General features: G+C 39.4%; 12 protein-coding genes. 8 read left to right on the top strand and 4 right to left on the bottom strand.

The window, feature by feature from the left end; translation table 11 throughout:
- The first annotated feature begins 992 nt into the window (after positions 1–992).
- On the top strand, positions 993–2,699 hold the full coding sequence (locus D9K81_RS06970) for a GGDEF domain-containing protein (protein ID WP_120374899.1): 1,707 nt from the start codon (positions 993–995) through the stop codon (positions 2,697–2,699).
- A 211-nt stretch (positions 2,700–2,910) separates the two neighbouring features.
- Positions 2,911–4,662, top strand: a complete 1,752-nt coding sequence (locus D9K81_RS06965; protein ID WP_120374898.1) for a P-loop NTPase fold protein — start codon at positions 2,911–2,913, stop codon at positions 4,660–4,662.
- Positions 4,663–4,714: 52 nt separating this feature from the next.
- Here D9K81_RS06965 and uvrA read toward each other — a convergent pair whose 3' ends face one another.
- Positions 4,715–7,543: an excinuclease ABC subunit UvrA gene (uvrA, locus tag D9K81_RS06960; protein WP_120374897.1), complete on the bottom strand. Its 2,829-nt coding sequence runs from the start codon at positions 7,541–7,543 to the stop codon at positions 4,715–4,717.
- A 208-nt stretch (positions 7,544–7,751) separates the two neighbouring features.
- Between uvrA and D9K81_RS06955 the strand changes: the two genes are divergently transcribed.
- Positions 7,752–8,111, top strand: a complete 360-nt coding sequence (locus D9K81_RS06955; RefSeq protein ID WP_227602031.1) for a DUF1304 domain-containing protein — start codon at positions 7,752–7,754, stop codon at positions 8,109–8,111.
- Positions 8,112–8,188: 77 nt separating this feature from the next.
- Here the strand turns inward: D9K81_RS06955 and D9K81_RS06950 are convergent, their stop codons facing one another.
- Positions 8,189–8,563, bottom strand: a complete 375-nt coding sequence (locus D9K81_RS06950; RefSeq protein ID WP_120374896.1) for a hypothetical protein — start codon at positions 8,561–8,563, stop codon at positions 8,189–8,191.
- Positions 8,564–8,754: 191 nt separating this feature from the next.
- On the opposite strand from D9K81_RS06950, the gene D9K81_RS06945 reads away from it, so the two are divergent.
- A complete protein-coding gene (locus D9K81_RS06945; protein ID WP_120374895.1) occupies positions 8,755–9,102 on the top strand; it encodes a GlpM family protein in 348 nt (115 codons plus the stop codon).
- A gap of 85 nt (positions 9,103–9,187) precedes the next feature.
- Here the strand turns inward: D9K81_RS06945 and tenA are convergent, their stop codons facing one another.
- The gene (tenA, locus tag D9K81_RS06940) at positions 9,188–9,862 is read right to left on the bottom strand and encodes a thiaminase II (protein WP_120374894.1); all 675 of its coding nucleotides are present in this window, start codon (positions 9,860–9,862) and stop codon (positions 9,188–9,190) included.
- 283 nt (positions 9,863–10,145) lie between these two features.
- On the opposite strand from tenA, the gene D9K81_RS06935 reads away from it, so the two are divergent.
- The 3 genes from D9K81_RS06935 to ssb all read left to right on the top strand — a co-directional run bounded on the left by D9K81_RS06935 (position 10,146) and on the right by ssb (position 13,393).
- Positions 10,146–11,231: a DUF475 domain-containing protein gene (locus D9K81_RS06935; protein ID WP_120374893.1), complete on the top strand. Its 1,086-nt coding sequence runs from the start codon at positions 10,146–10,148 to the stop codon at positions 11,229–11,231.
- Positions 11,232–11,380: 149 nt separating this feature from the next.
- Positions 11,381–12,745 (top strand): MFS transporter, encoded by a 1,365-nt coding sequence (locus D9K81_RS06930; protein ID WP_120374892.1) that lies wholly within the window; start codon positions 11,381–11,383, stop codon positions 12,743–12,745.
- Between the two features lie 51 nt (positions 12,746–12,796).
- Positions 12,797–13,393, top strand: a complete 597-nt coding sequence (ssb, locus tag D9K81_RS06925; RefSeq protein WP_120374891.1) for a single-stranded DNA-binding protein — start codon at positions 12,797–12,799, stop codon at positions 13,391–13,393.
- 65 nt (positions 13,394–13,458) lie between these two features.
- Here the strand turns inward: ssb and D9K81_RS06920 are convergent, their stop codons facing one another.
- Positions 13,459–13,920: a hotdog fold domain-containing protein gene (locus D9K81_RS06920; RefSeq protein WP_120374890.1), complete on the bottom strand. Its 462-nt coding sequence runs from the start codon at positions 13,918–13,920 to the stop codon at positions 13,459–13,461.
- Between the two features lie 130 nt (positions 13,921–14,050).
- Between D9K81_RS06920 and D9K81_RS06915 the strand changes: the two genes are divergently transcribed.
- Positions 14,051–14,668: a TetR/AcrR family transcriptional regulator gene (locus tag D9K81_RS06915; RefSeq protein WP_171406897.1), complete on the top strand. Its 618-nt coding sequence runs from the start codon at positions 14,051–14,053 to the stop codon at positions 14,666–14,668.
- The last annotated feature ends 85 nt before the right edge of the window (positions 14,669–14,753 follow it).

Below are 14,753 nucleotides of genomic sequence, written 5' to 3'. Positions count from 1 at the left end.
CTATAAAATAATGTCAACCAATTAAAAAAATGATTCATAACAATGCACTCAGCGCGCTATATAGCGTATTTTTGAAAAAAAAACGCCCATAAATAAGGCGAATATTGATTGTAAAAAACGATTGATAATTGGGTTTATTGGTAAATTCCAATTGTTTAAAAAGTAAGCTAAGTGAATTTAATCTGCATAATTTGCTAAATAGTGTGACTTAAACCTGTTTAAAATATGCAAAAAAAAGTAAATAGTATAAAAAATAGTCACTAGTCGGTTGGTAATGTGACCAAATAGACAGAATGGTTGCAAAACAGTGTTGTGTTTCAATCCTTACTAAACTAATATGCTTTACAAGTTCTACGATTATTATCATAATTCAGACATCGAATACGACATCGTTTTTTAAAATGTTGTGATTTGATTCTCCATAAATGATTTATTTTTATATGCCCAGCTTTCCCCAAGGTTGGGCTTTTTTTTGTCCGTTTTTTAGTTTTAAGCTTGTCACTTACTTAACTTTGCCTCAATTAAAATGCCTTGATTTGGCAATCAGGAGATTATTTTTTAAATTAATATGCATCAATATGGTGCATTTTTTATAAAGCATAAATATTCAAAACTTTTTAAAAAGCAAAAAAAATCCCAGTTTTGAAACAAAACTGGGATTTTTACGCCAAAATTTGCGGGAAAGCTAAATAATCTGCTGAGGAATTAATTAGATTGCCCTAATGCGGTGCATTATGCACTAATTTGTAGCGTGTGTAAATATTTAAGCCAAAAAATGATTAAAAATAGGCTATATATTTTAAAAAAGCGTGTAATTATTCATGCGAGGCATTTTGCTCGTAGAATCATAAATAATATGCAAATGTATATAAATTTTGTTACATCAACGTTTATAATTTAAACAAGATGTTTATTGAACTGATTGGCACTTCACATGCGATACCGTGTTAGAGAAGCGTTTTATTTGGGAATAATGTAGGAGCGTTTAACCAATGTATGCTTTGCGCTCTCAGCAAATCAGCAAACGCCTATATTGGGCGATGTCGATCATTATTTTGTGTTTATTGTGCATTTGCGTTCCCTTAATGGTAAGTAGTATTCAAAGCTACACCCAAACTTTACGTAGTAGCCAAGAACTGCAAGCGCTACGTGAGGTGGCTGTACTAGCACATAAGATTTCTCGTGAACGTGGCCCAGCCAATAAGCTGATGTCGAGTGCGCCGGAAGATTCACAAGAAGAGCATCAGGTATTAAACGATTTTCGCAACAATGTAGATGCCCAAATGGAGCATACCGCAAAGGTATTAAATCAATTGGGGTTCAGTGATCTGAGTCAGCAGGTCAACACTCAGGTCAGACACAGCCTTGATTTGGGGCGTGCCGAAGTTGATGCTTATGTGAATCTGCCGATGAGTCAGCGCACGGCGACGCGTTTAGATCAGGCAATATTAAAAATGTTTAGCGCTTGGGATGCTAGTCGCGAAATTTTGAAGACTATTGTTTCGGCTTCAGATGCATCTTCGGCAAGTTTGAGCCCATTCATTACTCAGATTTTACTATTGGCTGATTTGCGTGATGAAGCTGGGCGGGTGGCGTCAAATATTATGGCGCCTGTGACTTTTAATGAGCCTATTTCAGCGGCGAATTTAGGTCGTTTGTTACAAACGCAGAAGCAAGTGGATTATTTGCTTGGCATGATTGATACGACACAGCCAGCCATGGCGCAAACCCTAGAATTTAAGCGCTTACATGCAAGAATTCAAACTGAGTTTATTCAAAAGGGTATGCCCGTTGTATCACGGTTGATGCAGGAAAGTATTGAAAAGAAACCTTACTTCCTGACAGGCGTAGGGTTGACTGATGTCATGGTGGACAAGTTCGTTACAGTTGTAGATTTACAGACTTATATGTTGCAACTCACAGAGCAAGTGGCAGAACAAGAAATGGCCCGAACGCTTCGCTATTTGCTGTGGACGTGTGGACTGTCTGTGATTTCGTTGCTGGTGGCATTTTCAACGATGATTTTTGCGCGAAAAAGGATTATTGAGCCTTTGATTGAGGCGCGAAATACCTTATTGGATTTGTCTCATGCTTCAGAAAGAAATACAGGGTACAGCGCGACTCGGCTGGATGATGATCATGATTCTTTATTTGTAGCGATTGAGAAATTACAACGTGTCATGCAACAACGTGATGCTTTTGAATTCCGTTTAAAAAATATTGCACATTCAGACTCTTTAACAGGTCTATCAAACCGTTTTGCTTTGGAAGAATATATCCGTTTTTTGGAGAAGCACCCTGAGCAATTTGCCAAAATTTGTCTGATGGTGATTGATATTGATCACTTTAAACAGGTGAATGACAGTTATGGGCATATTGTTGGGGATGAGGTGATTTGTGCAGTGGCGGACAGCTTGCAATATAACGTGCGTACATCAGATTTGGTGGTGCGTTACGGCGGGGATGAATTCTTAATTTTAATTGAAGATATTGAGAAACAGAATGCGTTGAATGTGGGTCAAAAAATTTGTGATGAGATTGCGACTATGCATATTCCATTGAGGGATGGGCAGGGACTCCATGTTTCGGTAAGTATTGGTATTGCTGTCGGGGCTGATTCTTGGATTGAATTGTTTGAAAAAGCGGATCAAGCGCTGTTTAGTGCGAAGGCAAAAGGTCGGAATACTATTTCGTGGTAATGGTTATTAGATCTATTGTATTTGAAATAACTAACAAGTGAGTTTGGTTTGCCTCACTTTTGATAGGGCAAAATGATAAAACCGCTTTGTTTGATTGAAGATACATCCGTATATCCCAGTCAAACGGGTGACATTCATGTCACTGGTCATGTGATTGAATTTATGATTTTTTGCAGATATAAAGGATACAAGTTATTAATATTTCAAGAAAATGAACCAGTCTCAAGAACAACGTTTAGAAGAAATTTTTAGAAAAAATGAAAATAATGGAATCGCTATAGCGATTATAGGTTGCTGGGGAGTAGGGAAGACCTTTGCTTGGAATAAATTTCTCGAAACACGTGCAAAAGAAGAAGAAGAGAAAATTAAACATTTGCCTGCTTTCAAAAGAAATAACGATCAAAAAGTATTTAGCAAAAAATACGCTTATATATCGCTTTTCGGTATAGAAAATTTGTCGGATCTTAAAGTTGCAATATCTACAAATATGAGTAGCAATTATTTTAATCAAGAATCCTCAAAAAACTTTGAGATACCTGCATTCATTAAAAAGGGGCTTACAGCTTTAAGAGAGGTGAAGTTAACGAGCAGTGAATATGGGGTTAGTTCATCGGCACGAATTTTTGAATCCATGCTCTATGCTCAAGTTAAAGACGCAATTATCTGTTTTGATGACTTTGAACGAATGTCAAAGAAACTTGATATTAAAGATGTTATGGGTTTGGCAAATCAGCTTAAACTTGAAAAAAATTGTCAGATTATTTTAATTTTGGATGAAGACAAAGCTGAGGGTGAAAACAAGAAAAAATATGCTGAATATAAAGAAAAATTGATTGATGAAACAATCAAGATTACATCGGTTGAGCCTTTAATTCGTGAAAATGCAAAAGATATAGATGAGCCCTTAGTAGGCTTGATGGTTAAGTTTGCAGATGAGTTGGATATTCATAATTTTAGATTTTTTCAAAAGGTAATTAAGCTATATCATCAATTTTTAGAGGAATTGCCAAATAAAGTTGTAACTTCAACTAAAGAGATAATTCTAATTCGTGTTTTAGTGGGATATTTTTTAGAATTATTTGGTCAAAGCCAAAAAATTGATTGGGTAGATATAAAAAATGGTGAAGAAAAATTAGATAATGAAAAACTTGAGATTTATAAGAAATTAAGAAATATTTCCTATAGCACTGTTAGAGCTGATCCATTGTTTTTAGAGTTTGAGAAAATATTTCAACAGGTAGGATCTTATGATTCTGAGATACTTATAGATATTGTTAAAAAAGAGTGGTTGCGAAAAGAGAACTTGAATAAAATTCAAAAAATTGAGTTTTTAACTGAAAAATATTATGAAGAGAGTTTTACTAAAGCTGATTTAGATAATTTAATCGGATTAATAAAAAATGATGTAAATTTATTTTCAGGCTATCAATTAAAAAAAATTATTGAATTTTTGTGTGATGAAAATAAAGAAGAAATTATCTCATTGATTAAAATATATATAAAAAGACTTTATTTGGCAGATGTAAAAACAAAAGCTCAATTAAAAGAAGAGTATGGCAAAGACTTTGAAATTTATATAGATCTTTTAGATGAGAAAAAAATAGATATAATTATTGATGATAAAGTTACTGTTTTATATAAAGCTATTACCAGTGGTTTTGATAAGAATACATCTGATCCGGAAATTTTAGACAGTTTCTCTAAAGCTGATTGGAATAGCTTTTTAGGCGAGTCAAGAGGTAATATTTTCCCTGAAAAATATAAATTTGATAATTTTAATCGTATTTTGAGAGCAGTCAGATGGTTGTTTGATAATCAATTTATTTCTGAGGAATGTTTAAAGCAGATTGAAGTTAACTTCGGAGCTGTTTTAACGGATCTAGAAAGTGTAATAGGTGAAAAAGACCCTAAAGAGATTCGATTGCGTTTCAGTCATTGGAAGGAAAAGTTAAAATTAGACTAAACCAAATAGAAATAAAGACTAGGAAATACTGGATTTCCTAGTCTTAAAAAAATTATAACATCGGTTTCAAAAACTTCGCTGTATGCGAAACTTTAGATTTAGCCACTTCTTCAGGTGTACCCTCGGCCACAATCATACCGCCACCAGAACCACCTTCAGGGCCTAAGTCCACAATCCAGTCTGCGGTTTTAATCACATCCAAATTATGCTCAATCACCACAATGGTATTACCCTTGTTGCGTAGCTCATGAAGAATATCGAGCAACTTGGCAATGTCATGGAAGTGCAAACCTGTGGTCGGTTCATCTAACACATACAAAGTTTTACCTGTATCGCGCTTCGCAAGCTCACGAGCAAGTTTCACACGTTGTGCTTCACCACCTGAAAGAGTAGTGGCAGATTGACCCAAACGAATATAGCCCAAGCCAACTTGATGCAAAGTTTCTAAACGACGATGAATCACTGGAATCGCATCAAAGAAATGCATCGCATCTTCAACGGTCATTTCTAACACATCAGAAATATTTTGACCTTTATAACCCACTTCTAGGGTTTCACGGTTATAACGTTTGCCATGGCAGGCATCACAAGGCACGTACATATCGGGTAAGAAATGCATCGCTACTTTAATCATGCCATCGCCTTCACAGGCTTCACAGCGTCCACCTTTTACGTTAAACGAGAAACGACCTGCAGCATAACCACGCGCTTTAGCTTCTGGCGTCTGTGCGAACAACTCACGAATAGGGGTAAATAAGCCCGTATAAGTTGCAGGGTTTGAACGTGGTGTGCGTCCAATTGGGCTTTGGTCAATATCCACAACTTTATCGAGGAATTGCAAACCATCAATCGAATCGAATTTTTCCGCAGTTAACGTGGTTGCACCATTGAGCTGCGTGGCTGCTAAAGGCAGTAATGTGCGGTTAATTAAGGTTGATTTGCCTGAACCTGATACACCTGTCACACAGGTCATAATGCCTAAAGGAATGCTGAGATCAACATTCTTTAAGTTATGGCCTGCAGCGCCCATCAGCTTAATTTGCTCTTCGGGTTTTGGTGGCTGTACGCGTGTTTTAGGCACTTCAATTTTCAGCTTACCAGAGAGGTAATTCCCTGTAAGCGAATTTTCATTTTTCAAAATTTCATCGTATGTACCTTCAGCAATCACATGACCGCCATGAATGCCTGCACCTGGCCCAATATCAATAATATGGTCGGCGGCACGAATGGCATCTTCATCATGCTCTACCACAAGCACGGTATTGCCGAGGTCACGCAAGCGGACTAAAGTTTCGAGTAAACGGTCGTTATCACGCTGATGCAAACCAATCGAAGGTTCATCCAGCACATACATCACACCCATTAGACCTGCACCAATTTGTGATGCCAAACGGATACGCTGCGCCTCACCACCCGATAAAGTTTCAGCAGAACGAGATAGGCTTAAGTAGTTCAAGCCGACTGACACTAGAAAGTGCAAACGCTCACGGATTTCTTTAAAAATCTTATCGGCAATTTCACCTTTAGCACCTTCCAAATTCAGGTCTTGATAATAATTTTCAGCATCGCCAATCGACATTTTAGTAATTTCGGCAATGGTTTTGTCTTTTACGCGGACATGACGTGAGATTTCATTCAGACGTGAACCACCACAGGCATCACAGGCTGCATTAGATAAATACTGCGCTAAATCTTCACGCACATAATTGCTTTCTGTTTCACGGTAACGGCGTTCTAGATGTGGCAAAATACCTTCAAACGCTTGTACACGATTGTGCTTACGGCCACGCTCATCAATATAGCTTAGATCAACTTTTTCTTTGCCTGTGCCGTAAAGGAATTTCTTTTTGGTGTCGGCATCCAGTTCGTTCCAAGGCGTATCCAACGAGAAGCCAAAATGTGCTGCCACTTTTTCAATCATGCTGTAATAGTAAGGGCGCTGACGATCCCAACCACGGATTGCACCTTGGCTAATAGAGACTTCATTATTTGGAATCAGTTTATCTGCACTAAAATGACTACGTGTGCCTAAGCCATCACAAGTCGGACATGCACCAAATGGGTTGTTAAATGAAAATAGGCGAGGTTCTAATTCAGCAACTGCACGGTCACACTCAGGGCAAGAGTGTTTTGCTGAAAACACACGGTCATCTTGCTCACCCTTCATCCATGACAACATTGCAATATCACCGCCTAAACGCAGTGCAGTTTCAAAGCTTTCAGCAATACGATTACCCAAATCATCACGAACTTTAAAACGATCTACCACCACTTCAATGGTGTGTTTTTTCTTTTTGTCTAATTCCGGAATCGGGTCAATGTCGATGACTTCTCCATCGACACGCGCGCGAACAAAACCTTGGCTTTGTAACTGTTCGAATAGGTTGGAATATTCCCCCTTACGCTCGCGAACCACAGGTGCAAGCAACATCAAGGCAGTACCTTCCTCTAAGCTTTTAACCGCATCAACCATTTCAGATACGGTTTGTGCGACCATTGGCAGATCATGTTCAGGGCAGTAAGGTGTGCCTACACGTGCATACAATAAACGTAAATAGTCATAAATTTCTGTAATCGTCCCCACGGTTGAACGCGGGTTATGACTGGTTGATTTCTGCTCGATGGCAATCGCAGGACTCAAGCCTTCAATAGAGTCGACTTCAGGTTTTTCCATTTGCGAAAGGAACTGGCGTGCATAAGCTGACAGCGATTCGACATAGCGGCGCTGTCCTTCGGCATACAAGGTATCAAAGGCAAGGGAAGATTTACCTGAGCCTGACAGCCCCGTAATCACCACGAATTTGTCGCGGGGAATATCAAGGTTCACATTTTTTAAATTGTGGGTACGTGCGCCTCGAATTCGGATATGGCTTTGGCTCATGAAATGATCCTAAAATTTATTTTCAATACAGGTCTATATGATAGCGCATGAAAAATGTTCAAGTGTTGTTCAGATGATTTTAAGGGTCAATTTATGTCGTCTTGAATGTGATTTTTCATATTTGGCCTCATTGTTGTATTGTAAAACGGCATACAAGACATGTAATGCTTCTATTTAATAAAAATAACGTGAATCAAGGAGTGTAAAGATGATACTCGGTCAACTGTGTATTGCATTGGTAGCAATCTTACATATTGGGTTTTTGGTGCTAGAAATGTTTTTATGGGATCAACCTTTGGGCATGAAGATTTTTGGCAATACGCTACAAAAAGCACAACTGACTAAAGTTCTTGCACAAAATCAGGGGTTATATAATGGTTTCTTGGCTGCTGGATTAATCTGGTCGCTTTGTGCCACAGGTTCTTTTGCCATTTCATTGGCCAATTTCTTTTTGGGCTGTATTGTGGTGGCTGGTGTTTATGGTGCAATCACCGTCAGTAAAAAGATTTTATATGTACAGGCTTTACCTGCGTTTATTGCCTTGGTGGTGGTTAATTGGTTTGCATAAAATTTCATGCAGAACAACCATAAAGAGGCCCTAGGATTTCCCCTTTATGGTAAAGATCATTTTAATAATGCTATGAATTAGCAGGCATGCGAGTAAGGGCGTTCAAAAATAGATTCGATGTCTTCAAATACTTGAGTTCGAGGTATTTCATGATGTGTTCGAGCATAAAAATTAATTTCATTTTCTAAAATGCTTAAAAATTGATTGTAGTCGGTTTCAAAATCATGCAAATCAAGTAAATCCATGCGTTGTGACAGATGGCATTGATACTGCTGAATAAATTGCAACATCAGCTTTTGAATATGAACGTTAGTAAAATAAATTAAATACGTGGCAGCGGAGCCACAATGCGTACAGCCTTTTTCTAAATACACTTCTTCACTGTTGAGCCAGCAACATTGCAATGTAAAAAATGCGCGGATGGCTTCAGTGCCTAAATTATTTTGATGCATTTGTTTTGCCTCGCAAGAATTAAATATCCAAAAACTGAATGATAATTATTATCATTTATAATGCATGATTTATAAAATAAAGTCTAATGCAGATTTATTATTTTTTTATGACCGATTAAAAGGAGCGCATGTTTAAAATTGGGCAACCGGCGTAGACTAAGGTCTTTAAATCTCAAACCATTGGATGGGCTATGCTGTCTTTATTTTTGAAATGTGTCATGGGGGCGGCAGTGGTGCTTCTGATTTCTATTCTTTCAAAAAGTAAGGCATTTTATATTGCAGGTTTGGTTCCTCTGTTCCCAACCTTTGCTTTAATTGCGCATGTGATTGTAGCGCAAGAGCGTGGCAGTGAAGCCCTAGCACAAACCGCCTTGTTTGGACTGTGGGCGCTGATTCCTTATTTTGTTTATTTGTTGGTGGTTTACCTGTTGGCAACTCGCATGTCCGTAATTTCGTGTTTGAGCCTTGCGACCTTGTGTTGGGTGTTCGTCGCTGCAGTGCTCATTTATGGCTGGAATGCCTATATGGCACATGGATAATTGTTCCCTAACTATCTCATTTTATGCGTTGGAAGGATGAAGCCCATAGCCTATGAGCTTCTGTATCTGAACGATAATATTTAATTTATTCTGGGCTTAAGCCTGGCCATTTTAATTGATGGTAGGCACTGTCCCAAAACAGCCATTCGAGCTCAGCCCCTTTGCGATAGGCCTGATGCATTTTTTTTAAGGTATCGGCATCGCAGCGACTCGCTATACGATCAATGGTCGCTAATACATTATTCACTGCGTCATTAAATTCATCGCCTGCATAGGTATCAATCCATGCTTGATAGGGGTTATCGGGTGCAGACTGTTGCACAATAGCCTTACCTACTTCAGCGTAAATCCAAAAACATGGTAGTAATGATGCCAATACCACAGGGTAGCTTTCAGACCATGCGGTTGCAGTTAAAAATGAGCTGTAATGGTGACAAGCTAGACTGAGAGGCGTATTGCTAAAATCGGTTGCGCTAATGTGAAAGTTTGCAAAGAAGCTATTATGCATATCACGTTCAAATACAATCGCTAATTTGGCTGCTTCCGAAAACTGAATAATATCTTCTGCATCGAAGGCTTTGGCTGCACAAACAGCGAGGGCACGTCCATAGTTCACTAAATAATGCGCATCTTGAATAATATAATGGCAAAAGGCCTCTTGCTTGAGAGAACCTTGCGCAAGCTCTTGATTAAAAGGGTGGGCCAATATTTGTTGATAAAGATTTAGATTGCGTTGCCAAAGATCCTCAGAAAAACGCATAGACATGTCCTATATAAGCATCGTGTGCTAAGAGTAATGGATAAAGCCTAAAACAAGGTTGTTGTTTTGAAAAATTAGCAGAGTCGGCAGTGGTTTTTACACATAAACAAGCCATAATAAGCACATTTTATGACGTTCTTGATTAAAAGCTTGCGCATTAGTCAGGTCAAATAAAAGTTAAACAAAGCAAAAACCTTAGGTACACGCGTGAAATAACTATATTTAAGTTTTTGTTCTGTCTAATTTTTATGTATTCAAATACTAATTTTAGGTCGATTGAATTATGTGGAAACATTTTGGTTTCTCTATTGTATTTACAATCGTGTGCTTAGCTATTTCTGCATATTGGGGGTTCAATCACGGACCCAATGCAGGCGTACAGGCCATGATTACGGCACTGACCATTACAGCGATTTTAGCGGTAATGGAAGTGTCTTTATCTTTTGATAATGCGGTTGTGAATGCATCTGTACTACGTGGTTGGGATCATTTTTGGAAAATGATTTTCTTGACCGTAGGTATTGTGATTGCGGTGTTTGGTATGCGTTTGGTGTTCCCAATTGTGATTGTGGCGGTTACCGCAGACATGGGAATGCTAGAAGTGGTGAATATGGCGTTGAATGATCCAACGCATTATTCCGAAAAACTCATGGCACATCATGCAGAAATTGCAGCCTTTGGTGGCGCATTCTTATTGTTAGTATTTTTAAACTTCTTTTTGGATGAAGGTAAAGATACCCATTGGTTTAAGTGGATTGAGCGTCGTCTAGCCAACTTGGCTAATGTCCCTGCTATGTCGGTATTTATTGCATTAATTGCATTATTGATCATGGCAGCCAATGTGGATGAAAGCAAACGCTTAGTGGTCACTATGGCAGGTATTTGGGGCATCGTGATTTATATTGGTGTACAAGTATTAAGTCACTTATTGGGTGGCGAGCCAGAAGTGGACGAAAATGGCAACGCGGTTGGCCATGATTCAAATGGTGCGCCGACAGGTGTGATTAAAGCCGGAATTGGTGGTTTTATCTATCTTGAAGTGTTAGATGCCTCATTTAGTTTTGATGGCGTGATTGGCGCATTTGCGATTACATCAGATGTGGTCATTATTATGCTGGGTCTTGCGATTGGTGCGATGTTCGTGCGTTCAATGACGATTTACTTGGTTGATAAAGGCACTTTAGATGCTTATATTTTCCTTGAACATGGTGCGCATTATGCGATTGGTGCATTAGCATTCATTATGCTTGCCAGCGGTACAGGTGTACATATTCCAGAAGTAGTTACAGGCTTGATTGGTGTGGCATTTATTGTTTGGGCAGTGATTGCATCAATTCAGTACAAAAAGCGTCAAGAACAGCTGGGTTAAGCCAGATTTAAGAAAAACCAATACAATAAAAAAGGGTGCAGTCATGCACCCTTTTTTATTGCCTATGAGTCATCAATACATCTGCATTGGTGGCTGGAATGATGTACGATAGTTGCACCAGTTTTCCTTTTTAATTTTCGCTTATTGATATGATGAATGCCTTAGAACGTCGCTCAACCTTTGCCCTAAGCAGTATTTTTGCATTGCGCATGTTGGGCTTGTTCATGATTATCCCCGTATTTTCAGTTGCAGGGCAGTCATATCAATATGCAACACCTGCGCTGATTGGTTTAGCTGTAGGGGTGTATGGTTTAACCCAAGCGATTTTACAGATTCCATTTAGCTTAATTGCTGACCGTTATAGCCGTAAACCTTTGGTGGTCATTGGTCTCTTGCTCTTTGCATTAGGCGGTGCGGTAGCTGCGATGTCTGAAACCATCTATGGCGTCATTATTGGTCGCGCAATTGCAGGTGGTGGCGCTGTATCGGCAGTGGTGATGGCACTTTTGGCCGATGTTACGCGTGAAGAGCAACGTACCAAAGCCATGGCTGTTATGGGTATGAGCATTGGCTTATCTTTTGTGGTGGCGTTTAGTTTGGGGCCTTGGCTCACCAGCATGGTTGGAATTTCAGGCCTTTTTTGGGTGACGACTGTGATGGGCTTGGCTGCAATTGCTATGTTGCTCATGGTTCCCAAAGTCACTCGTCACCATCGTAATTTCCAACAAGGCTACCTCACACAGCTCAAAGAAGTCCTTAAAATGCCAGACTTAAACCGTCTGCATGTCTCGGTGTTTTCTTTGCATTTATTGCTCACAGCAATGTTTATTTATGTACCTTCACAGCTGATTGATTTTGCAAAAATCCCATTATCTAGTCATGGTTTGGTGTATTTGCCACTGTTGGTGATTAGTCTATTTTTTGCCTTTCCAAGTATTATTTTGGCAGAAAAATATCGCAAAATGCGTGGCATATTTCTCACAGCCATAGGCGGGATTATTCTCGGTCTATTGGTATTGATCTTTGGTTTTGAATCCAAATATATTTTGCTCACAGGTTTAGGCTTATTCTTTATTGCATTTAATGTAATGGAAGCTTTATTGCCGTCGTGGCTATCTAAAGCAGCACCGATTCAGTCTAAAGCCACAGCAATGGGTGTGAATGCCAGCAGTCAGTTTTTGGGTGCTTTCTTTGGTGGTATGTTGGGTGGTCAATTGCTTCAAATACAAGATACTTCGGTTGGGTGGGGCATACTTACCGTGATTGCCATTCTTTGGTTAGTGATTAGCTTTGGTTTAGCGCAACCACGTTATTTGTCTTCTATGGTGTTTCGTTTGCCAGAAACACAACAAACAGATGAATGGGCTTCTCAGCTTTTAGCAATTCGTGGTATTGAAGAGGTCGTGGTAATGGCCGACCAGCAAGTGGCGTATGTAAAAGTCGATAAGCAGCTCATAGATGAGCCAGCGCGACAGCACTTAACGCAGTTGCTTGGGAAAGAGCTAGCCATTTAAGCATAACTCTTATAAAGTAAATAATAGAAACAAATAGGAAGAATACGTCTGATGCGTGGTGTAAATAAGGTCATTTTAGTGGGTACTTTGGGTAAAGACCCAGAAACCAAAACTTTTCCAAATGGCGGCTCTTTGACTCAGTTCTCAATTGCGACGAGCGATTCGTGGACTGACAAAAATACGGGTGAACGTAAAGAACAAACTGAATGGCACCGTATTGTATTGCACAATCGCCTAGGTGAAATTGCACAGCAATACCTACGCAAAGGTTCAAAAGTGTATATCGAAGGTTCACTACGTACTCGCCAGTGGACAGATCAAAATGGTCAAGAACGCTATACAACTGAAATCCGTGGCGAACAAATGCAGATGCTAGACAGCAACCGTCAGCAAGGTGATCAAGGCCAGGGCTTTGAGCAACCACGTTTTAACAATAATAATGGCGGTCAGCAAGGCGGTTACGGCCAGCAGGGCGGTTATGGCAATGCGAACTCTAACCAAGGTGGCTATGGTGGCGGTCAGCAAGGTGGTTTTAACAATAACCAATCGAATGGTTATGGTAATAACAACCCTGCAGCTTTTGCGCCAAAACCACAAGCAGCGCCAGCATCTGCACCAGCAGATTTAGATGACGACCTTCCGTTTTAAGTCGAAAGATCGTTATAAAAAAACCGCCTGTTATAGGCGGTTTTTTTATGTCGTATTATTGTGGTTTATTTTTTAGAGACCTGCATGGTAATGACAGCACGGAATACAATATCTTGTGCTTGATCGCTAATTTCGACATGAACCAAATATTCCCCACTATCCGTCCAGACAACATTCGTTTGTGCTGAAGTCGCTATAGCGGTCAAATCGGTTTTGGCTTTTTTAAGATATTCGACGCTCATACCTTTTGGAATCCAGCGATGTGTGCTGGGTACCGTAGCATCGGTCATGGTGCCACCAGCGAGTTCTGCCATGTTGCACATGGCAATGGCATGCACTGTTCCCAAATGATTGAGCACAGCACGGTGCTTTTTCATTTTTATCATGCAACGGCCAGGCTCAAGCTGTTCAAATAGCGGTGAAATACTGCTGAAGTAAGGGGCCTTTAGGCACAGCATTTTAGAAAAAGTCCATTTTCCCGCAGGCTTATTTTCTAGTGCCTTCCATACTTTGAGGGCTTGGCTCATCTTTTTTTCCTTGATTTGTTTTTCTACACTTTAAAACAGAATAATATTCTGTAAATGGCTTTGGTGACGGTTGAGCTCTTTCAAATTGCCATAAAAATATTATGATAAGCACAGGATATAAATGGCGACCATAATGCACGAACAAGATTTACTACAACGCATTTACTCAGGGAAACGAGCTTTACTGAAACGTCAAATCTTGGCAGAAGCATTAGATTGCTTTTTGGAACAGGGCATAGAAACGACAACGATTGAACAGATTTGTGAGCGCTCTGGAGCCAGTGTAGGAGCGATTTACCATCATTTTAAAAATAAAGAAGGCATCGTTAGCATGCTTTATTTGAGTGCTTTACAAGATCAAAGCCAGCAACGTTATCAAGCTTTAAAAGATGTGCAAGGTCTACAACAAGGGATCGCTGTTCTCATACATCATTATATTCTTTGGACTGTGCAACATCCCCAATTTGCACGATTTTTATATACTGCGCGTAGCAATTTTAGCAGTGAGACCCAAAGCCAGATTGAGCGACAGAACCAGCAAAGAAATCAGCACTTGCTCAGCTGGATTGACCAGCAATCAGACGCTACGCAACTGGAAAATATTCCTTATGAACTATTATTTTCTTTGGTGATAGGCCCAACTGAAAATTACTGCCGGGCTTGGCTATCAGGCCGTGTACAAACTTCGCCATTGCACTATCAGGAGCAATTAGCACGTTCTGCGTGGTATTCGTTAAATACCATCTAGCATAGCTAAATTAGATAATTTTGAGAAAAATGATAGAAATTATAAATCGAAATATTCGATTGTTTTTATAAAAAAGAACAGTTTT

Source organism: Acinetobacter chengduensis (assembly GCF_003664645.1).
Taxonomy (GTDB): Bacteria; Pseudomonadota; Gammaproteobacteria; order Pseudomonadales; family Moraxellaceae; genus Acinetobacter; species Acinetobacter chengduensis.
The sequence above is the reverse complement of the archived record's forward strand: the minus strand, read 5'-3'. Positions and strand labels throughout refer to the sequence as shown.